The organism is Microbacterium esteraromaticum (assembly GCF_028747645.1).
Classification (GTDB): Bacteria; Actinomycetota; Actinomycetes; order Actinomycetales; family Microbacteriaceae; genus Microbacterium; species Microbacterium esteraromaticum_C.
Genome location: NZ_CP118100.1, coordinates 2274277 through 2295897 on the forward strand (window position 1 = coordinate 2274277; position 21621 = coordinate 2295897).

The 21621-nt window shown below is 69.5% G+C and carries 18 protein-coding genes; 2 read left to right on the plus strand and 16 right to left on the minus strand.

Annotated features, from left to right (window positions below; translation table 11 throughout):
- Positions 1-50: 50 nt before the first annotated feature.
- From PTQ19_RS10905 to PTQ19_RS10940, 8 genes are all read right to left on the minus strand, one after another.
- A complete protein-coding gene (locus PTQ19_RS10905; protein WP_274367345.1) occupies positions 51-683 on the minus strand; it encodes a GyrI-like domain-containing protein in 633 nt (210 codons plus the stop codon).
- Positions 680-2467 (minus strand): thioredoxin domain-containing protein, encoded by a 1788-nt coding sequence (locus tag PTQ19_RS10910; protein WP_274367346.1) that lies wholly within the window; start codon positions 2465-2467, stop codon positions 680-682. Before PTQ19_RS10910 ends, PTQ19_RS10905 begins: the two co-directional genes overlap by 4 nt.
- Before the next feature lie 118 nt (positions 2468-2585).
- Positions 2586-3422, minus strand: coding sequence for an aldo/keto reductase (locus PTQ19_RS10915; protein WP_274367347.1), 837 nt, complete (start codon positions 3420-3422; stop codon positions 2586-2588).
- A gap of 74 nt (positions 3423-3496) precedes the next feature.
- On the minus strand, positions 3497-3796 hold the full coding sequence (locus tag PTQ19_RS10920) for a transcriptional regulator (protein ID WP_222447096.1): 300 nt from the start codon (positions 3794-3796) through the stop codon (positions 3497-3499).
- Positions 3783-4469, minus strand: coding sequence for a hypothetical protein (locus PTQ19_RS10925; protein ID WP_274367348.1), 687 nt, complete (start codon positions 4467-4469; stop codon positions 3783-3785). Before PTQ19_RS10925 ends, PTQ19_RS10920 begins: the two co-directional genes overlap by 14 nt.
- 1 nt (position 4470) lies before the next feature.
- A complete protein-coding gene (locus PTQ19_RS10930) occupies positions 4471-5235 on the minus strand; it encodes a CPBP family intramembrane glutamic endopeptidase (protein ID WP_274367349.1) in 765 nt (254 codons plus the stop codon).
- Between the two features lie 58 nt (positions 5236-5293).
- Positions 5294-6361, minus strand: coding sequence for a heparan-alpha-glucosaminide N-acetyltransferase domain-containing protein (locus tag PTQ19_RS10935; protein WP_274367350.1), 1068 nt, complete (start codon positions 6359-6361; stop codon positions 5294-5296).
- 60 nt (positions 6362-6421) lie between these two features.
- Complete coding sequence (locus PTQ19_RS10940; RefSeq protein ID WP_274367351.1) at positions 6422-7792, minus strand: hypothetical protein; 1371 nt, start codon at positions 7790-7792, stop codon at positions 6422-6424.
- 86 nt (positions 7793-7878) lie between these two features.
- Between PTQ19_RS10940 and hrpA the strand changes: the two genes are divergently transcribed.
- The gene (gene hrpA / locus PTQ19_RS10945; protein WP_274367352.1) at positions 7879-11850 is read left to right on the plus strand and encodes an ATP-dependent RNA helicase HrpA; all 3972 of its coding nucleotides are present in this window, start codon (positions 7879-7881) and stop codon (positions 11848-11850) included.
- A 38-nt stretch (positions 11851-11888) separates the two neighbouring features.
- Positions 11889-12833, plus strand: a complete 945-nt coding sequence (locus tag PTQ19_RS10950; RefSeq protein WP_274367353.1) for a quinone oxidoreductase family protein — start codon at positions 11889-11891, stop codon at positions 12831-12833.
- Between the two features lie 139 nt (positions 12834-12972).
- On the opposite strand, the gene PTQ19_RS10955 is transcribed toward PTQ19_RS10950, so the two are convergent.
- From PTQ19_RS10955 to PTQ19_RS10990, 8 genes are all read right to left on the minus strand, one after another.
- Entirely contained in the window at positions 12973-13854 is an 882-nt protein-coding gene (locus PTQ19_RS10955) for an endonuclease domain-containing protein (protein WP_274367354.1), read from the minus strand.
- 329 nt (positions 13855-14183) lie between these two features.
- The gene (locus tag PTQ19_RS10960; RefSeq protein WP_274367355.1) at positions 14184-14777 is read right to left on the minus strand and encodes an alkylhydroperoxidase domain protein; all 594 of its coding nucleotides are present in this window, start codon (positions 14775-14777) and stop codon (positions 14184-14186) included.
- Entirely contained in the window at positions 14774-15394 is a 621-nt protein-coding gene (locus PTQ19_RS10965; protein WP_274367356.1) for a CMD domain protein, read from the minus strand. Before PTQ19_RS10965 ends, PTQ19_RS10960 begins: the two co-directional genes overlap by 4 nt.
- Positions 15391-16428, minus strand: coding sequence for a putative FMN-dependent luciferase-like monooxygenase (locus tag PTQ19_RS10970; protein ID WP_274367357.1), 1038 nt, complete (start codon positions 16426-16428; stop codon positions 15391-15393). Before PTQ19_RS10970 ends, PTQ19_RS10965 begins: the two co-directional genes overlap by 4 nt.
- A complete protein-coding gene (locus PTQ19_RS10975) occupies positions 16425-18053 on the minus strand; it encodes a dipeptide ABC transporter ATP-binding protein (protein WP_179410294.1) in 1629 nt (542 codons plus the stop codon). The genes PTQ19_RS10970 and PTQ19_RS10975 overlap by 4 nt, the downstream gene beginning before the upstream one ends.
- Positions 18050-18970, minus strand: a complete 921-nt coding sequence (locus PTQ19_RS10980; protein WP_274367358.1) for an ABC transporter permease — start codon at positions 18968-18970, stop codon at positions 18050-18052. The genes PTQ19_RS10975 and PTQ19_RS10980 overlap by 4 nt, the downstream gene beginning before the upstream one ends.
- Positions 18967-19962, minus strand: a complete 996-nt coding sequence (locus PTQ19_RS10985) for an ABC transporter permease (protein ID WP_274367359.1) — start codon at positions 19960-19962, stop codon at positions 18967-18969. Before PTQ19_RS10985 ends, PTQ19_RS10980 begins: the two co-directional genes overlap by 4 nt.
- Positions 19962-21596, minus strand: a complete 1635-nt coding sequence (locus PTQ19_RS10990; RefSeq protein WP_274367360.1) for a TIGR04028 family ABC transporter substrate-binding protein — start codon at positions 21594-21596, stop codon at positions 19962-19964. Before PTQ19_RS10990 ends, PTQ19_RS10985 begins: the two co-directional genes overlap by 1 nt.
- Positions 21597-21621: the final 25 nt, after the last annotated feature.

Sequence of the window (21621 nt, forward strand, 5' to 3'; positions counted from 1 at the left end):
GCGCACCGCAGGCGACAAGACTACTGGGCGGTGGTGACGCGCGTGCAGCCTCACGCGGTGTCGGATACGGCACGCACCGGCTGCCGCAGCAGCGTTCTCAGCCGCTCAGGTGCCGTGCGGCGAGGATCCGAGAGGTAGATCTCGTGATGCCTGCCCGTCATCCGCAGCCCGGCGCCGGGGATGAACTCGTCGTGCATCCGCGCCAGCAGCGGCCCCTCGTCATCGAACGCGCCGACGTGCAGAGTCTGCACGCAGAGCCCCTCCGTCAGGGTCTCAGACCTCACCCGCCCGAGGCGCGCCGGCGGCGCCTTCTTCGCCGCGACCCGCTCTCGGGCCGCCTCGACGAACGCGACGGGGATCCAGTCCGGCACCATCAGCATCAGCGTCCAGTGCCAGCGCGACTTGTCGCGCGCCGAGGTGAACGCCGTCATGTCGTCAGCCCACCACAGACCTTCCAGCGGAGGCACCACATAGTCCTGCCCAAGCTCGCGGGCGCTGGCGAACTTCACTGCGTAGGCGAGCGGGTACAGCGCTTCCAGCGCCGCCGTGTACTCCGGTGACGAGTTCGGGTCGCCCGCACCGTCGATCATCAGGTAGCGCGTCGCGGGCACCTCAAGCACCCGGAACTCACCGGGCGCACTGCGGTACCGATCGAGTGTCTTCTTGAAGTCGGACTTCGTCACCCTGCGGCGCCCCTCTCGCGACGTACCGCGACGGGTTCCGAGACCGGCAGCCGGCACGTGAATGCCAGGCAGTCGTAGACGACCCCGTCTGCGGCATCCTTCTCATCGAACAGGGCGAACCCGGCATCCGAGAATGCGCGGGCCTGCGAGGGCGAGACCACCGCGATCACGTCGGCGTCGGCGTCGAGCGCGGCGGATGCCAGCGCGCCGCGACGATCGGATGCAACCGCCACGACCTGCCTCGGCGACTCCTGCAGGCCGATCACGACGCGCAGCAGTGCACCAAACGCGAGCGGCTGCTGCAATGCCCTGGCCACCAGGCCGGCAACCATCTGCTCGGCGCGCTCGCGGTGCGACTCACCGGCGCCGAGCCACCACGCGGTGAGGTGGGCGGATGCCACCGCCGCCGTACCCGACGGCAGGTCACCATCGCTCTCATCCGCGCCCGCCGGGATGTCGTGCGCCGCGAGCACCGGATCAGGGGCCGCCTTGTCGCTCAGCACGTTGAGTGCGATCGTCGCCCAGTCCGCATCACCGGTCGCCAGAGCGAGGGCGAAGAGCCCGTCGGCCAACAGCCCCAGATCGCTCGCCGTCGCCACCGCACGAGCCGCGACCCCGTCGAGGGACGAGCGCACGAGTTCACCGCGCGGCCCGCGGTTGATCGCGAGTACGACGGCTGCCGCCGCCGCCGCAGCATCCACCCATTCCTGCTCGCCGAGCATGGCCCCGGCCCGCGACAGCGCGCCGATCGCCAGCCCGTTCCATCCCGTCAGCACCTTGCCGTCGACCGCCGGGGGTTCCAGCGAGGCGCGCTCCTCGACATCGCGACGGTAGAAGCCGCCCTCGCTGCGCGCACCGTCGATCCACGACTCGGAATCCTGCGCAGCACCGAACGCGCCGTCGCCGCGGCGCAGCACCCGCAGCAGGAAGTCGGCGATACCGCGCACGATATCTTCGCGCCCCGCATCGAGCGCCACCTGCATCAGCTGGGCGTTGTCGGTCAGCATCCGCTCGTAGTGCGGCACGGTCCAGTCACGCCCGGTCGCGTAGCGGAAGAACCCGCCGTCGGGATCGCGCAGCTCCGACCCCGACATGGCGGTGAGCGCTCGCCGCACCGCCTCGTCGCCGCCGATCAGCGGATGCTGCAGCAAGCGCAGGGTGGTGGCCATCGGGAACTTCGGTGCGCCACCGAAGCCACCGAACACGCGATCCTCCCGATCGAGGATCGTCGCGGCAGCGGCGCGCAGCGCTTCGGCATCCGGCAGCGGGGACGCCGTGCGGGTGGCGGCAGCGCGCAGGGCATCGGCGACAGCATCCGATGAGGCGAGCACCTCACCCCGACGCTCGGTCCATGCCTCGGTGACCGCGGTCAGCACGTCACCGAAGGCGGGCACACCGCCTCGTGCGGCGGGTGGGAAATAGGTGCCCGCATAGAAGGCGCGCCCCGCGGGCGTGGCGAAGACGGTGAGCGGCCAGCCCAGGCTCTGCGTGAACGCCGAGGCCGCCGACAGGTAGGCGCCATCGACGTCGGGATGCTCCTCACGGTCGACCTTGACCGACACGAAGTCGCGGTTCATGTGCGCGGCGGTCGCCGCATCGGCGAACGATTCGCGCGCCATCACGTGGCACCAGTGGCAGGTCGAGTATCCGATCGAGATCAGTAGGGGCACGTCGCGCCGCTGCGCCTCGGCGAACGCCTCGGGCCCCCAGGGATACCAGTCGACCGGATTCTCGGCGTGGGCGCGCAGGTACGGACTGCGGGTCTCGGCCAGCCGGTTGCTCATGCCCCCACGCTACGCGCCGGTTCCGGCCCGCCGACACCCCCGGATGCCGCCGACACCCCCACGTGCACGCGTCCGCACCTGGGGGTGTGGGCGCGACGTGGGGGTGTCGGCGGTGTGCTCAGTTGAACTCGTTCGGGTGCGTGCCCACCCGGCCGGAACCGTCGAGCGGGTCGAGGGCGTCGATCGCCGCCATCTCGGCATCGGTCAGCGTGAAGTCGAACACGTCGAGGTTCTCACGCAGGCGCTCGAGACGCACCGACTTCGGGAAGACGATGAAGTCCTTCTGCAGGTGCCAGCGCAGCACGACCTGGGCGGGCGACTTGCCGTGCGCAGAAGCGGCCCCCGCCACCGGGGCGGTTCCGAACAGGTCGTACTTGCCCTGCCCGAGCGGACCCCACGACTCGGTGCGGATGCCGTGCTGAGCGCCCCACGCGACGACCTCGCGCTGCTGATAGGCGGGATGCAGCTCGATCTGGTTCACGGCGGGCACGACCCCGGTCTTGGCAACGACGCGCTCGAGGTGCTCCACGAGGTGGTTCGAGACGCCGATGCTCTTGGTCAGGCCTGCCTCGCGCAGTTCGATCAGCTTCGCGAACGCGTGCACGTAGTTGTCGTGCGCCGGAGTCGGCCAGTGCACCAGGTAGAGATCGACCTGGTCGAGCCCGAGCTTGTCGAGGCTCTCGGCGATGGCCTTGCGCGGCTCGTCGCCGTCGTGCCGGTCGTTCCACAGCTTCGTGGTGACGTACAGCTCGTCGCGCGGGATGCCGCTCTTGGCGATTGCCGCACCGACACCGGCTTCGTTGCCGTAGATCGCCGCCGTGTCGATGTGGCGGTAGCCGACCTCGAGTGCATCACTGACCGCGCGCTCGGCGTCGTCTGCCGGCACCAGGAAGACGCCGTAGCCGAGCTGGGGAATCGTGTGTCCGTCGTTGAGTTCGAGAGTGGGGATGGTCATGGCCCCAGCCTAGGGGTTGTCATGACAGGTCGGCACTGTTTCGCAACTCTGCTTCGTAGCTCTGCGTTGCACCGTCAGCTCGGACCCAGCAGAGCGCGCAGTTGCGCCGTGTAGTCCTCGAACGCACGGCGCCCGGTCACGCTCAGGGCAAGATACGTCACCGGCGTTCGACCCCGATGTGTCTTCTCGATGACGATGTACCCGGCATCCTCGAGTTTGCGCAGGTGGGTGGCCAGGTTGCCCGCCGTCATATCGAGCAGTTCCTGCAACCGCGGGAAGGTGACGTAGTCGCTCGCGGCGAGCGTCGCCAGCGCCGCCACGATGCGCAGCCGCGCCTGTGCGTGGATCACCGGATCGAGATCAGGCACAGTCATCCCCCGCCTGCGCGAGACTGCGCCGCGCGCCGCGGCGCCACCAGGCGCTCCACGCGGCGACAACAAGGAACGCACCACCTCCGGCGATCGCGTAGACGAGAAATGCTGTCGGATGCTGAAGACTCGCGCCCACGGCCGCGAGGATCACCGACCAGATGCCGAGCACCAGCATCGGGGCGGCGTCCCAGATCACCCCGGCCATCAAGTACATGATGCCGCTGAAGAAGATGAACACGCTCGGGTAGAAGACCACCAGCAGCGCATCAGACATTCCGTGCGCGGCAAGCGCCTGCCCGATCACGAACAGCACGATGCCGCCGACCCACCAGGTGTTGCCGTACACGATCCCAACGAAGGCGGCCTGGCGCGTGCCACGCAGCCCTCGCCCCGAGAGCGCACCGAGCACCGTCGAGAGCACGCCCGCGGCGATGAGCAGCGCGGCGAAGGTGACGCCGGCGGCGAGAGTCGGCAGCGGCTCGTCGGGATGCTGGCGGACATCCACCCACAGCACGAGGAAACCGGCGAGCCAGGCGACGCCCCAGGCGAGCAGCATCCACGGCACGAACGCCGCGGTGCGGGCGGTGATCTGCTGCTGTTGGCGGTGCACGAGCGACAGCATCCGCTCTGGGCTCAGTGCGGCATCGTCATCGGAAGTGTCATCAGGCGTGGTCATCTCAAGCTCCGATCATGAACGGGATGAACAGGGCGGGCAGGGTGAAGAAGAGGTTCACGAGCCCGTGCGCGAACACGAGCGGCATCAGGCGCCCCTGCCATCGGTAGATCAGCCCCGAGATGAGTCCCCACACGGTGAAGCAGCACACGAAGATCACCACCGCGTCGGGGGTCGGTGCGTACCAGATGTGCTGCAGACCGAACAGGACTGCGGGGATGCCGATCGCCAGCGCCACGGGCTTCCGCTTGGCGAGTCCTCTTTGCGCGTAGCCGCGGTACACGAGTTCCTCAGCCGGGGCGTTCAGCGGCGCGAACGTCAGCGCGGCGGCAACTCCGAGCACGCTCCAGACCGCGGCGGGGAGGTCGGGCAGCGTGCCGCTGACGAAGACCGTCTCGAACGACTCGAAGACGTCGGCTCCGAACCTCAGCGCCATCAGGCCGATCATCACCGCGACGAACGGCAGATACATCACTGTCAGCCACAGCACACCCCAGGCGAGATCTCGCCATGCCCGATCGCGGCGCCAGCCGAGCATCTCGTGCAGGCTACCGCCGTCCCGTCGCACCAGACGGTGGACGACGACGAGGCACACGAGGTTGACCGGCAGCATCGCCACCGATGACAGCAACGGCGACGGCGGCAACGCCTCGGGCTGTGCGCCGGCCAGCAGCCAGACGACGGTCGAGGCGATCGCGACGAGCCCGATCCGCAGCAGCGGCAGGCCGATCACCCACCGCTCGGCAGTTCGCAAATGCGTCGTCGTCATGGCTACTTTGTAACGCAAAGTACTTTGCGAGTCAATGCTCTGTGTGCGCGCACCCCCGTCAGGGGCGCAGCATCGCCGCGGCGTCGCCGGCGCGCGCGGCCAGCGTCTCCAACGGTCCGCGCCCGATCAGCGCCGACCACAGCGTGCACGCGACTAGCAGGATGACTGTCGACCAGAGCAGGATCTGCGGCTCGGCGAGCCGACTATCCGGCCCCGCCATCACGAAGTACGACACCACATGGGCCGTGTATGCGGTCAGCGGCATAGACCCGAGCGCCGCCACGGGCAGCAGCGGCCAACGCAATGGATGAGACGCCCCCAGGCAGACCCCGACCACCAGCAGCCCGAGCCCCAGAGCGGCCAAGAGCTCGACCATCGCCCCGGAATGAGGTGAGATATCGAATACAGCCGCCTGCAGCAGCCGGTCGGACACCGGCACGAGCGCCACCAGGTGCGCCGCGACCAGCAGCACCGTACCGGTCAGGACGAACCCCCACGCCGTCACAGACCGGTGCAACGGCAACCGGCCCAGCGCCATCCCGATCAGCGCGAAGAACAGCCACACCGTGATCGGGTACGAGCCGCGCAGCAAGAACTCCCACACTGGCCCCATCGCGTCCTCGGGCAGCCCCGCGAGCACGGCAAGCCATACGGGCCCGAGCAGACCGAGAACCGCCGCGCAGAGAGCCAGCGACAGCGTTCGCCAGCGCAGCACAGGGATCAGCACCAGGTACAGCACGCCGTACAGCGTGAGCACGATGGCGATCGCGGTATCGAAGGCCTCCAGCAGCAGGCCGATCACGAAGATCGTCACGCCGCGCCCCAGCATCCGAAGACGCGCCGACGCGATCTCCGCGTCGGAAACCTGGCCACACTGGGTCATCAGCGCAATCGAGAATCCGGCGAGCAGCGCGAACAGCAGCGACGGGTAGCCGTTGACGATACCGGCCCAGCTGCGCGGTTCGAACAACGCGAACGCATCATCGATCCCGGCGACGTGCGCGCCCATCATTCCGATGATGGCGAGCGCACGCGCCACGTCGAGGCCCATCACCCGCGGCGGCCGGCCGAACGAGCGCCACCAGCGCGCGCCGCCGGGCGCCGCGGGCGCCCGTGTACCGGTCATGCCTCGACGGTACTGAGCACAGCGCGCGCTGTCACCACGGGATGCCCGTGCCGCGCCTTCCTACGGCCGGGGCACGCCCGCCGTCTCGGACGCATCACTCGCGGGCGCAGAGACCCGGGAAGTGTCGTCCTGCGATGCGCGGGCACCGGATGCCATCGCCGCCGCGGCCCGTGCGACCACGCGTTCCAATGGCCCCTGCCCGAAGAACATCGACCACGCCGTCGCCGCCGCGACCATCGCCAGGCTGAACCACCCCCACCATCCGGAGGCGTCGAACGGCATCGCCATCGGTCCTGCCGCGACGAGGAAGACCAGAATGTGGGCCGAGTAGCCCGTCAGAGGCATTGAGCCGAGCGCGGCCAGGGGCAGCAACACCCAACGCAGCCAGCGAGTGACCAGCAGACACAGCGCTATCACGACGACCGCGAACCCTCCGGAACCGACGATCTCGGCGGTGCCACCGCTGTGCGGATACGCCGCCACGAGGGCGTCGAACATCATGACTCCGGGCTGCTGCTCGGCCAGCTGCGTCGGGTAGGTCGCCCACCCCGACTGCTCCTCGTCGACGCCGAGTTCCCCTTCGTCATCGACGAGAACCTCGTCTCCACCGTCTGCATAGCAGTAGATCTCGCCGCCACCCCAGTCGTCGCAGACCTTGCCGCTGAAGTCGAACTCCTCGGCGGGGACGCCATACTTTCCAGCATCCGCGTCATCGACGTACGAGAACGACGAGTACGAGTCCGTCGCCGTGTCATCCCCGCCCTGGCCCTCGGCCAGCGCCCCCACACCATACCCGATGGCCGCGAGCACAACGCCGACCACCAGCATCCACACCGCGGTGCGCACGCGGTCGAGCCGCAGACGACCCAGGGCCATTCCCCCCAGCATGAGCGCGAGCCACACCGTGATCGGATACGTGCCGAACAGCACCAGATCCAACCCCGGGGCGCTGGCTGCCAGATTCACCGCGTGCAGTCCAGCCAGCAGCGGCGGTGCCGCGACGGCGAGCACGCCGGCGGCGATGAGCAGCCGGGTGGCACTCCAGCGCAGGAATGGGATCGCCGCGACGTAGAGCAGGCCGTACACCGTGAGGATCACCGCGATCGGCGTGCCGAGCGCCTCGAGCGCCACACCGATCACGAAGATCGCGGCGCCCCGCCCGAGCAGCCGCAGCCGCAGCACCGGCAGCATGTGCGGCTCGGGCACCTGGGTGCGCCCCGTCATGAGCGCGACCGAGACGCCCGCGAGCACCGCGAACAGGATCGAGGAACGACCGTCCACAAGGCCGCCGACGCCGAGGTGCGCACCGACCATTCCCAGCAGGGCCAGAGCGCGCGCCACGTCAAGGCCCATGATGCGCGGGAGGCGCCCGAATGTGCGCCACCACCGCACGGGAGCAGGAGCGGCGGCAGAGAGATCAGTGCTGGTCACCGATAGATCGTACTCAGCACCCGGCGCCGAACCCGCGCACGCCACGAACCGACATGCGCTGCCGAAGCAGAATACGATGAAGGGTCATGTCCACACCGGTGATCGCGTATCCGTCCGAGCTGCCCGTCAGCGCCGCTCGGCACGAGATCGCCGACGCCATCCGCGACCATCAGGTCGTCATCGTCGCCGGCGCGACCGGCTCGGGCAAGACGACCCAGTTGCCGAAGATCTGCCTCGAGCTCGGCCGCGAGCACATCGCGCACACCCAGCCCCGGCGCCTCGCCGCCCGCACCATCGCAGAACGCGTCGCCGAGGAACTGCACGTCGAGCTCGGCGACCTCGTGGGCTACAAGGTGCGCTTCACCGACCAGGTCTCGAAGTCCACGCGCATCGCGCTGATGACCGACGGCATCCTGCTCAACGAGATCCACCGCGACCGGCTGCTGAACCGCTACGACACGATCATCATCGATGAGGCGCACGAACGCTCGCTGAATGTCGACTTTCTGCTCGGCTATCTGCGCCGGATCCTGCCGGAGCGCCCGGATCTGAAGGTGATCATCACCTCGGCCACCATCGATCCCGAGAGCTTCGCCGCCCATTTCGCCAATGCCGACGGCGCACCGGCACCGATCATCGAGGTCTCCGGGCGCACGTATCCGGTCGAGATCCGCTACCGCGCGCTCACAACTCCGGAAGAATCCGCCGAAGACGACCCCAAACCCGCGAATTCGGCCCGGTCGGGCAAGAATCTCCGGAGTTCCGAACAGTCCGAGCCCGACGACGAGGTCTCGGCGATCGTCGCCGCACTGCGCGAACTCGACAGGGAACCGGCCGGCGACGTGCTGGTGTTCCTGCCCGGTGAAGCTGAGATCCGCGACGCCGCGGACGCCGTGCGCGGCGCCTACCGCTCGGCGACCGCGCCCGTCGAGGTGCTGCCGCTGTACGGCAGACTGTCGGCCACCGAGCAGCACCGCGTGTTCGAGCCGTCGAAGGTCGCCGGGGTGCGCCGGCGAGTGATCCTGGCCACGAACGTGGCCGAGACCAGCCTCACGGTGCCCGGCATCAAGTACGTCATCGACACCGGCACGGCGCGCATCTCGCGCTACAGCGCCCGCTCGAAGGTGCAGCGGCTGCCCATCGAGGCCGTGTCGCAGGCATCCGCGAACCAGCGTTCGGGCCGCGCGGGCCGCACAAGCGACGGCATCGCCATCCGCCTGTACAGCGAAGAGGACTTCGAGCGCCGACCGGAGTTCACCGAACCCGAGGTACTGCGCACCTCGCTGGCCTCGGTGGTGCTGCAGATGCTCTCGCTCGGATTCGGCGACATCACGGCCTTCCCGTTCCTCACTCCCCCGGACTCGCGCGGTGTGAAGGCCGCGTTCGACCTGCTCACCGAGATCGGGGCCGTCGAGACGACCCGCGGAACCGAACCGCGTCTGACCCGGATCGGACGCGACATCTCGCGGATGCCGATGGATCCGCGATTCGCGCGGATGCTGGTCGAGGCCGGCCGCACCGGCGTGATCGACGAGGTCATGCCGATCGTCGCCGGCCTGTCGATCCAGGATGTGCGTGAGCGACCGAGCGCCGATGCACCGCCGTCGGCGCGCGAGGCCGCCGAGCGCGCACACGCGCGTTTCATCGACCCGACCAGTGACTTCCTCACCCTGCTGAACCTGTGGAACCACCTGCGCGAGCAGCAAAAGGAATTGGGATCGAGCGCATTCCGCCGAATGTGCCGCACCGAGCATCTCAACTACGTGCGCGTGCGCGAGTGGTTCGACGTGCACCGGCAGCTGCGCACGCTGGTGAAGACGGCAAAGCCCCAGGACCGGGGTGAGGCGGCCGCCGATCCGGATGCCGTGCATCGTGCGATTCTCTCGGGCCTGCTCTCACAGATCGGCATCCTCGACGAGCGCACCGCCGCGGGGAGTGCGAACAAGGCAAAGGGTGAGAAGCGCCGCATCACCGAGTACCGCGGAGCCCGTGGCATCCGCTTCTCGATCTTCCCCGGTTCTGGTCTGCGCAAGAAGTCCCCGCAGGCGGTGATGGCCGCCGAGATCGTCGAGACCTCGCGCACCTTCGCCCGCACCGTCGCCGCGATCGACCCCGCCTGGGCGGAGTCACTCGCCGGCGACCTCGCCAAGCGCCAGGTCTCGGAACCGCACTGGTCGAAGGATGCCGGTGCTGCCGTCGCGTTCGAGAAGGTGACGCTGTTCGGAGTCGAGATCATCCCGCGTCGCCGCGTGCAGTTCGCGCGGATCGACCGCGCCGGCGCGCGCGAGCTCTTCCTGCGTCACGCCCTGGTCGAGGGCGAATGGGATCCGAGCCGGATCGACAAGCGGGTCAGCGCGTTCTGGCGGGCGAACTCCGAGCTGCGGCGACGGCTGGAGAAGCTCGAGGAGCGCGAACGGCGCCGCGATATCCTGGCCGGAGACGAGGCGGTGTACGCCTTCTACGACGAGCGCATTCCCCGCGACGTGTTCGACGTGCGCTCGTTCGAGAAGTGGTGGCGCGAAGCGCTGGCATCCACCCCGAAGCTGCTGGTGATGCGCGAGAGCGACCTGCTCGACGACGACGGGCGGACCGACCAGGGCGAGTTCCCCACGCGCTGGACGCAGGGCGATCAGGTACTCGGACTCGCCTACCGCTTCGAGCCGGGCGCCGCCGACGACGGCGTGAGCGTCGTCGTGCCCCTGGCACTGCTGCAACAGATCCGCGACACCGGCTTCGACTGGCAGGTGCCGGGGCTGCGCGCCGAACTGATCACCGCGCTGCTGCGCGCGCTGCCGAAGGCCATCCGGCGGCACGTCGTGCCCGCGGCCGACTGGGCCGAGAAGTTCGGCACCGAGCTCGCCGCCGAGGCACCCGAACACCACCTGGGCACGCCGACGCGGTCGCTGAAAGAGGCTCTTGCGCGACTCATCCAGCCCCTGGCCAACCAGCCCGTCAGCGCCGCCGACTTCGATGACACCCGTGTGCCCGGGCACCTGCAGATGAACTTCCGCGCTGTCGACGAACGCGGGCGGGTAGCGGGCTCGGCCCGTGACCTGGGTGAGTTGCAGCAGAAGCTATCCGACCGCTCACGGCAGAGCGTCACACGGTCGCTGCAGCGGCCCGCGCCGCGTGCGGGGGCCGCGCACGATGCGAAGGCCGTCGCGGCAGCATCCGTCCGCGCTCCGATCGAGCGCGACGACCTCACCGACTGGACCTTCGGCGACCTGCCCGACGTACTCGACACGAAAGTCGCCGGCGGCACCGTGCGCGGTTACCCCGCGGTCATCGACCGCGGCGCATCCGTGTCGGTGCGGGTCGAGGCGACGGCGGATGCTGCGGCAGCAGCCACCCGCGAGGGGCTGCTGCGTCTGATGCTGCTGAACCTGCCCTCCCCCGCGTCGTACGTGCAAAGCCACCTCACCGCGCCCGAGAAGCTGGCGCTGGCCGCGTCACCCTATGCGTCTGTTGCGGCGCTGATCGAAGACTCCCGCGTTGCGGTCGTGCGCGCCCTGATCGGGCAGCACCTGCCGGGCGGTGTGACACGCAATCAGGCCGAGTACACGCGCGTCCGCGATGCGGTGAACGCCGAACTGGTCGACAGCCTGTTCGCCTGCGTATCGCTGGTCGCCCGCATCCTCACCAAGAGTCGCGACGTCGAACGCGGCATCAAAGCACAGAACTCCCTCGCTCTGCTCGGTCCGCTGAACGACATCCGCACCCAGCTGGCGGGGTTGATCCGGCCCGGCTTCATCTCGTCGACCGGAGTCGAGCGGCTCAGCCACCTGCCGCGCTACCTCGACGGCATGCTCGACCGGCTCAAGACGCTGTCGAACGAGCCGGGCAAGGACCGCACGCGCATGACCGAGTACGAACGCATGCAGAAGGCCTTCGAAGACGCGGGCGGCACGATCCCGCTGCCGGCCGACGCACCCGCCGCGCTGGTCGAGGTGCGCTGGCTGCTCGAGGAGTACCGCATCAGCGTGTTCGCCCAGCGCCTGGGCACCGCACAGCCGGTGTCGCCGCAGCGCATCATGAAAGTGCTAACCGCCGGACGCTGAGAAGTTGCCGATCCGTGCCGCATCGGTAGCCTGGCGGCATGGCTCGAGCAATCGTCTACACCGAGATCGGCACCCCTGACGTTCTTCACCTCGTCGATATCCCCGACCCGGTCGCCGCGCCGGGCGAGGTCGTCGTCCGCATCGAGGCCGCCGGGGTGAACCCCCTCGATGCCAAACTGCGCCGCGGCGCGCGCCCCTCGCCGCCGATCGTTGAGCCGCGCCGTGTGGGCTTCGACGGCGCCGGAGTCGTAGCAGCTCTCGGCGACGGGGTGACCGGCTTCGCCGTTGGCGACCGCGTCGCCATTACCAACGTGCTTGGCACCTACGCCACCGCGTTGTCCGTTCCGGTCTCGCGGCTGGTGCGGCTGAGCGACGGCGTCACGATGGCCGAGGGCGCGAGTCTTGGCATCCCGATCGGCACGGCCTACCAGTGCCTGCGCTCGCTCGGCGTCGGCCAGGGCGACACCCTGCTCGTGCACGCCGGCTCGGGCGCCGTCGGGCAGGCCGCGGTGCAGTTCGCCGCCCTGTGGGGCGCGACGGTGATCGCGACCGGCAGCCCCGCGCGCTTCGAGCAGCTGCGTGCCCTCGGCGCCATCCCTGTTGCGTACGGCGAGGGGCTGGTCGAACGGGTGCGCGAGGCGGCGCCGGACGGCATCACGGTCGCGTTGGACTGCATCGGCACCGACGAGGCGATCCAGGCCTCGCTGCAGCTGGTCGCCGACCGCGACCGCATCGCCACGATCGTGCGCGGACCGGATGCCGCAGACTTCGGCATCCGCGCGTTCTCTGGCGGCAGCCCGGTGCCATTGACCGAGCAGGAGCTCGCATGGCGCGACGAGGCGGTGCCGCTGGCGGTGAACCTCATCGAGGCCGGCGACTTGCAGGTCGAGCTGGGGCCCGAGCTGCCGCTCGCCGAGGCGTCGCGTGCGCACGAACTGATCGAGCAGCACGCCGCCCGCGGCAAGATCGTCCTCGTGCCCTGACGTTCTGGCTTTCACGCGCTCTTCCCTTCCACGAGGGGTCAATTTTCGTCGTGTTCACGCGCCCACACCCGACAGTTTTTGACCCCTCGTGGGGGTGTGCGGGCGGGGCGAGCGGGGGGCGCCGTGAGAGGGGGTGCGCTCAGGCGCGCAGCAGGCGTCGGATGCGAGTGACGAGCGCCGTCGGATCGTCGAAGTCACGGCGGGTGACGACCGTCACCCGGCAGCCGAGCGCCTCCAGCTCGGCGCGGCGTATCTGGTCCTTGCTCCACTGATCGGGATCGCGGTGATAGTCGCCGTCGTACTCGACGATCAGTTTCGCCTCGGGGAACAGCATGTCGACGCGCGCGACGAACCGGCCGTTGTCAAAGATGTCGACGTTGCACTCCGGGCGTGGCAGCCCGGCTTCGACGAGGATCACTCGCACCATCGACTCGCGTGGTGACTCCGCACGAACGTCGCTGAGATCCAGCGCTCTCGTTCTTAGACGTGCGCCCCGGCCCCGCACGAATCTCGCCGAGATCTCGGTGAGCTCTTCGCCGGTGACGAACGGGTAGGCGCGCAGCAGGGCGTCGGTGATCGCCACGAATCGGCCGAGCGGCTGCGAGCGCGACAAGTCGATCCAGGCGCGCTGCGGCGACAAGGTCGGCAGACCGTCGGCCATGACGATGTCCTCGTCGACGACGACAAGCCGATGCGGACGCACCTGTGGACGACGGATGCGCGTGCTGTCATGCGGCACACCGATCCGGGGTCTGCCCCAGGCATCGTGTTCGTCGTCCCGCGCCAGCGGCAGGCCGAGCACGGCACCCGCGGTGATGCCGCACAAGAACGCTCGGTCGGGGATGACCTTCAGCAATAGCTCCAACGCGTCGCGCTTCCCGAGGGGCACGCGCGCTCGGGCCCCGTGGAACGGGCTCGACAGGTCCTTGGCGCGCAACCTGCCGGGCGTGATGCCGCGCGCGGCTGCTTCGTCAACGGTGAATGTACGCGGGGTACCGGGCGGAAGCGGAGCGGGGTGCATCGCCCGATGCTGGCATCCGCCTCTCTTCGCGCGACCGCTTTCCACAGCCCCCAGGCGAGTTCGCGCGAAGTCGTTCGTTGTGGAGGGAGAGTGCGCCCCACCCCAGCCCCCACACGAGGGGTCAGAAAATGCGTAGTTCCCACCCCTCAACCCGACATTTCTTGACCCCTCTTGAGAGGGATGCGCGCTGCGCGGCGCGAGGCGCACGGTGCGCAGCACACGCGCGCAGCGCCTCCGTCCACGAGGGGTCAAGAAATGCGGCATGTGGGGCGCTGGATGCGACATATTCTGACCCCTCGCGGAAGGAGGCAGAGCCAGCACCGCCGTGGTCAGGGGGCGACGGCCCGTCCGAGCGAGAGCATCAGGCGGTTCGCCCAGTTGAAGAACGCGGCGCCGTGCACGACGTCGGCGATCTCCAGATCGTCAAGGCCCACCTCGCGCAGACGCGCGATGTCGAGTTCTCCGAACGCGCTCGGGGTGTCTGTGAGAGCAGCGGATGCTGAGACGACGGCCTCCCACCGCTCACCGAGATCGGCCGTGACCCCCTCATCAAGAAGACGATCGACATCGTCGGCACGCTTCGAGAAGTGCGCGGCGAACCGAGCGTGCACCGACGCGCAGAACACGCAGCCGTTGTGACGCGACGCCGCTGTCGCCGAGAGTTCTCGGTCGGCACGCGGCAGCCCCTCGGCGGTGTTGTAGAAGACGTCCTTGTCGACCAGCGTGCGCGCCCTCAGAACCTCGGGGTCACGCGCGAGCAGCCGAAAGTACTCGTTCTTGGCGCGCGCGGCATCGACCAGACCGTCGAGGTGCCGCTCGGTCAGCTCGTCCTCGGCCAACGGCGCGATGTGCGGCGTCCAGCCGACCTCGGCGCGGGTGAACCGCTCGGGGTGCGGACGGTCGTCGGTCAGTGTGCCGGTCATGCGGCATCCTCCTCGTCTGAATCGGTGGCGATGCCGACACCGACGGCGTCGAGCGCCCGCAGCCCCGACACCACCCGCTGCTGAAACGCCAGGAATGCCACGAGCTGCGACAGCGTGACGATGCCGTTCTCGTCCCAACCGGCCTGCAGCAGCCGATCGAGATCGTCGGTGCCGGCTTCGCGCGGGCGGTACACCAGCAGGTGCGTGTGCGCGAGCGCGGCGGCCAGCCGACCGCCAAGCGCGTGCACGACGTCCGGACCCGGTGCGTACCGTTCTCCGTCGGTGTTCTCCCCCTGCAGTCCGACCTCGATGTATGAGCCGAACGGCCCCGTGGTCGTCGCGTGAACCGCCTGGTCGATCACGATCCTGGCGACGGCGGCATCGGCGGCGAGCGCTCGGTCGGCGTAGAACGACGAGGTGCGATCCACACCGGTCAGGCGGGTGGCGAACGCGGCCACGAGCTCGCGCTCGAGCTGCGTGACATGCGCCGTCGACACCGGTGAGAACAGGGCGTCGAAACTCGCCTGCAGCTGCGCGCGGGTCTGCGGACGGCGGGCGCGCAGCGCGACGACGGCGGGTGAGGTGCCCGCGATGGTGTCGACCACATCGAGCGTCATGCGCCGGCCTCCTCATCGTGTGCGCCCACCGTCTGCAGCCCGGTGCTCCACCCGAGTGCGGGCGCGACCTCGTCGGCGATCAGTTCGATCGACCGCAGCACGTGCTCATGCGGGGCGTCGACGGAGTGCACCTGGAAGGCCACCTCGGTGGCACGGTCGAGGGTGCGGTCCTGGGCGAGCGAGGCTGCCACCTCGTCGGGGGTGCCCAAGTGCGTGTCGGTGAGCGTGATGAGCGCTTCGAGCGAGTCGTCGGGGAACTCCTGACCTTGCCGGCGCAGGCTCTCAGCTCCGCGCCGTAGGCCGACCTCGGCGAAGCGCAGGGCCTCGGCGCGGTCATCGGCGACGAACACGGTGCGTGACGCGGTGATGCGGGGCGTCGCCCCTTCCGGCAGCGCCGCGAGGTACTCGTCGATGATCGGATCCTGCACCTGCGCGAGCGGTGTGTAGGGGTCGACACCGCGGCGGGGCTGGGTGCGCGAGAGCAGCAGTCCGTGCCCGTGTTCGCCGGCGCGGTGTCCGCCAAACGACGAGAAGGTGGCCTGCCAGATGCGGTCGGCCAGCTCTGCGGCATCCGGATACAGGGTGTTGCCGACACCGACGTCACCACCGCGCAGCGCGTTCAGCAGCGCGACGAGCTTGGCGTCGTACACGGCGGTCTTGTCGCGCACGTCCTGCCCGAAGGGTGGGAATGACGTGGGCGTTCCCCCGCTGCCGAGTCCCAGGTCGAGGCGTCCGTCCGAGAGCAGGTCGGCGACCACGGCGTCCTCGGCGACGCGCACCGGGTCTTCGATAGGCAGCGTGATGATGCCGGTACCCAGGCGGATGCGCGAGGTGTGCGCTGCGGCGTGAGCGAGGAACACCAACGGCGACGGCAGTCCGCCTTCGGCCGCGTGGAAGTGGTGCTGCGCCACCCAGGCGCGGCCGATGCCGTGTCGTTCGGCGCGCTGGATCTGCTCCAGCGCGTGGGTGTAGCGCTGTCGTGGCGCGGCGTCGTCGAGCAGCCGCGTGAAGAACGCGAGTGTGGGTGCGGTCATGCGTGTACCTCCGATCGGCCGGGAACCGCCGCGAGCAGTTCCCGGGTGTAGTCGTGCTGCGGGTCTTCGAAGATCCGCTGAGTGGGGCCGTCCTCGACGATGCGTCCGTGCCGCATCACCGAGACGGTGTGACTGATGCCGCGCACGACGGCGAGGTCGTGCGAGATGAACAGGTAGGTGAGGCCGAGTTCGGACTGCAGCGAGGCGAGCAGTTCGAGGATGCGTGCCTGCACGGTCACGTCCAACGCCGACACCGCTTCGTCGAGCACGATGATGTCGGGATCGATCGCGAGCGCGCGGGCGATGGCGACGCGCTGTCGTTGCCCGCCCGAGAGCTCGCGGGGCGTGCGCCGCGCGACATCGGAGGGCAGCGCGACCCGATCGAGCAGGTCGACGGCGCGGTCGCGCCGTTCCGCCTTCGTGCCGATGCGGAAGTTGACCAGCGGCTCGGCCACGATGTCCTCGATCCGCTGGCGCGGATCCAGCGAGGCGAACGGGTTCTGGTAGACGAGTTGGATGCGGCGGCGGAGCGCGCGCAGGTCCTTGCCCGCGGCGTGGGTGACGTCGGTCCCGTCGATCGTGATGGCACCGGCATCCGGATGCTGGAAGCGGGTGATCAGTCGCGCCGTGGTCGTCTTGCCCGAACCGGACTCCCCGACCAGCGCGTGCGTGGTGCCCTTGCGCACGCGGAACGACACGTCGTCGACGGCGCGGAAGGGCGCTCGCCCGCGGCTCTCGAAGCTCTTCACGAGCCCTGTCGCGGTGATCGCGTTCGGGTTCTCCGCCGCGGCCACGGCCGCGTCGCGCAGGAAGTTCGGCGCCTGCGCGTTGCGGAATCCGCTGGCGAACGCCGGGGCGTCGGCGAGCAGCTGACGCGTGTAGCCGTCGGCCGGGGCGCTGAGCACCTCGGCGCTCCTCCCCTGCTCGACGACACGACCGCCCTGCAGCACGACGAGGTGCTGCGCGTGGTCGGCGGCGACACCGAGGTCGTGGGTCACGAGCAGAATGCTGGTGCCCTCCTGCGTCCGCAGCTCGTCCATCAGGTCGAGCACGCGGCGTTGCACGGTCGCGTCGAGCGCACTGGTGGGCTCGTCGGCGATCAGCAGCCGTGGGCGCAGGGCGACGGCGCTGGCGATGAGCACGCGTTGCCGCATGCCGCCCGACAGCTCGTGCGGGTACTGCCTGGCGCGCAGGTCGGGGTCGTCGATGCCCACGCGGTCGAGCAGTTCGATCACGCGGGCCTGACGTGCTCTGCGGTCACGGTGGCCGTGCAGCCGCAGCGCCTCGCCGACCTGCGCGCCGATCGTGCGCACGGGATCGAGCGAGGTCACGGGGTCCTGGGGCACGAAGCCCACCTGGGTGCCGCGGATCGTGCGCAGGGCCCGTTCGGACCAGCCCGAGATATCGAGCCCGCCCAGCAGCACCCGGCCGCTGTCCGTCCGTCCGCCGTGCGGTAGCAGGCCGAGCACGGCCTGCGCGGTGGTCGACTTGCCCGACCCGGATTCCCCGACTAGGGCGAGGGTCTCTCCCTCGCCGATCTCGAGCGAGACGCCGTGCACGACCGCGCGTCGTCCTTCGGGGGCCGCGTACGACACCCGGAGCCCATCGATGGTGAGCACGCTCATGAGGCGTTCCTTCCCAGGCTGTGGCTGATCCGATTGGCGCTGAGCACGACGGCCACCACGACAAGTCCCGGCAGCGCGGTGAGCCACCACGAGGTGGCGACGTAGTTGCGTCCCTCGGCGATGAGCAGCCCCCATTCGGGGGTCGGCGGCGGAGCGCCGTAGCCGAGGAAGCCCAGCGTGGCGATCGCGAGGATCGCCGTGCCGAACTGCAGTGCGGCCAACGCCAGCACCGGTGTGAGCGAGTTGGGCAGCACGTGCCGGCGCAGCACGGTGAGGAGTGTGGCGCCGCTGCCGAGGGCGGCTTCGACGTAGTCGGTGCGGCGCACCCTGACGACCTCGGACCTCATCAGCCGTGCGAACACCGCCACGCTGCCGAGGCCCACGGCGAGCGCGGCGTTCACGGTGCCGAATCCGAGCAGGATGATCACCGACAGCGACAGCAGAAGGCCGGGGATCGCGAGCAGCACGTCGACGATGCGCATGAGGATGTCGTCGAGGAGTCCGCCGATGGTGCCGGCGAGCAGGCCGATGATGCCGCCGAGAGTCAGGCCGACGGTCACGGCGATCAATGCGCCCGAGAGCGACTGCTCGGCACCGTGGACGACGCGGCCGTACAGGTCCCGCCCGAGGATGTCGGTGCCGAACCAGTGCTCGGCGCTCGGCGGCAGCAGTTTCTGCGCCGGCACCCCGCTGAGGGGGTCGCCGGGGGCGAAGACACCCGGCACGATCGCCCACAGCACGGCGATCGAGACGACGGCGATCGCGAGGACCAACGTCGGCGAGGGCACCCGACGCCGCCGGCGGGGCGCATCGGATGCCACGGACGCGGCGTTCACGATGGCATCCGCCTGCTCGTTGCGGCCGCGGGTCGCGTTCGGTTCCGCGCTCTCGGACGTGTGCAGCACGGGGGCGCTCATGCGATCACCTCCTGGGTGCGTGCCGTCACCGCTGCGGCCGGCGTTGCGCGGCGCGCGTCGCGCCGCGCGGGCGGGCGCAGGCGCGGGTCGATCACGGGGGCGATGAGGTCAACGGCAAGGCTGACGATCACGAAGCCGAGTGCCGACAGCAGCACGATCGCCTGCAGCACCGGGATGTCCTGGTTGGTGACGGCCTGTTCGGTCAGTCGCCCGATGCCGGTGCGCCCGAACACTGTCTCGGTCACCACGGCACCACCGATCAACTCGCCGAACAGCACGCCGGCGATGGTCAGTGCGGGCAGACTCGCGTTGCGAGCGACCGACCGGGTGAGCACCCACGCCGGCGGCGCACCCTTGGCCCGCACCACGGTGATGAAGGGGGCGGCCTGCACCTGATCGATCGAGCGCACCAGCACCTGCGCCAGTGGTGCCGAGATCGGCACGGCCAGGGTGAGCACGGGCAGGACCAGGGCTGCGGCCGGGTCAGCTCCGATCACGGGCACCCAGCCGAGTCCGAACGAGAACACCTGGATGAGCAGGATGCCCAGCCAGAACACCGGTACGGCGACGAACAGCGCCGGCGCCTGACGGATCGCGTTGCGCAGCCATCCGAACGGCGCCAGTGCAGACAGCGCGGCGATCCCGATCGCCAGCAGTACCGCAAGTGCGAGACCGAGACCTGCCAGCAGCAGCGTCTGCGGCAGCGCTTCGGCGAGCATCGCCGCAACGGGGGTGCCGTACTGGGTCGAGTACCCGAAGTCGCCGACGAGGAAGCCGCCGAGCGTGTGCAGGTACTGCTGCCACCACGGCAGGTCCGCGCCGTACGCGGCCCGGATGTCGTCGATCTGCGCCGCGGACAACCCGAGGCTCGGGTCGGTGAACTTGATCAGCACGGCATCGCCGGGCAGGAGTTGCAGCAGGAAGAACGTGGCCGTGAAGGCGGCGATCAGAACGATCGCCGCCTGTCCGGCCCGCCGAAGCAGGAAGGGCATCAGTGCTCCTGGAGCCACACGCCGAAGAACGAGGGGCGCCCGACCGACTCGTAGTCGATGCCACGCACGTGGGGTGCCGCACCGTAGACCTGCGGCTCTTCGAACAGCGGGATCACGTACGCCTGCTCGGCGAGGTAGTCCTGTACCGCCTGCGAAGCGGCGATGCGCTTGTCGGTGTCGGCCTCGGAGGCCACCACCTCCAGCAGCCGGTCGAGTTCGGCGTCGTTCGAGAGCAGCACGTTGCGGTTCTCGGTGTGGTACTCGCTCTTGATCACGTCGAGGTCGCTTCGGCCGACCATGTCCTGCGAGACCGGCGTCTTGAGCGGGTCGAGGATGTCGGCGGCGCGGCTGCCGGCGTCGCCGGGCTTGACGTTGAGCTCGACGCCGACGGCCCGCCACTGCTGCGCGACCAGCTCGAGCGTCTGCTTGGACTGCGGCTGCGGCTTGGACTCGAAGATGGTCAGTGCCAGCCGTTCGCCGTCCTTCTCTCGGATGCCGTCCGCGCCCCGCTCCCACCCTGCGTCGTCGAGCAGTTCGGCCGCCTTCTTCTCGTCGTGGACGTAGTGCGCCGACTCGTCCTTGTACCCCGTCGCAGACGACGACAGCGCCGAGGTCGCCACGGGATAGTTCTCGCTGAAGAGCGTGTCGACGACCTCTTGGGCGTCCGTCGCCGCCACGAGCGCCTGCCGCACCCGGATGTCTGAGAGCAGCGGGTTGGTGAACCGCAGCGAGAGGTTGTTGTTGACCCCGCGGGTCTGCGGTGCATACAGCTCGATTCCGGCCTGGGCGACCCGTGCCTCGTCGAAGGCCTGCACGTAGCGCACGTAATCGGCCTGCCCCGAGAGCAGCGATCCGATGCGCACCGAGTCCTCGGGGGTGACGATGACGCGGACGGCGTCGAGGTACGCGCGGCCCTGGTTCGGCACGCTCTCGGGCGCCCAGTCGTAGTCCTCGCGGGCCGTGAGGGTGTATTCGGTGCCGAGCTTCTCGCCGCCGATGGTGAAGGGACCGGCTCCGATGATGTCTTCGGCGTTGCCGGCGCCGAAGTCCTCGATGGTGCCGTCGAGAGTCTCGGGCGAGAGCAGTCCCGAGTTGATCGTCGACGTCGCCTGCAGGAAGCCGGGCGACGGGGCCGAGAAGCGGAAGACGACGGTGTCGTCGTCGATCACCTCACTGCTCGCGTAGTTGTTGATCGCCTCTGACACGGTCAGGCCGCGGTCGGCGTCACCGAGGCCGTACGTGTCGAAGTTCTTCTTCACGGCGGCGGCGTCGACGGGCGTGCCGTCCGAGAAGGTGACGTCATCGCGCAGGTCGAAGGTGTACTCGGTGGCGTCGGCGTTCACCTCCCAACCACTGGCGACCCACGGCTCGATCTCGAGCGTCTCGGGGTCCTGCCAGGTCAACCGTGCGGCGATGTTGCCCACGATGCCGCCGTTCGGGTAGAAACCCGCCTGCGGCGGGTACAGGTTCGTGTACGTCTGGTGCTCAAGGTAGGTGAGCGTTCCGCCCGTGACCGGCTCCCCGTCGGAGGCGGCGACGTCGGCGGGGGCCGGTGACGACGAGCATGCGGCCAGGCCAGCCATCATGACGAGCGGCAGTGCGACGGCTGTGGCGCGGACGATGCGACGGTTCATGCAGACCTCCTGGGTGCGGTGACGG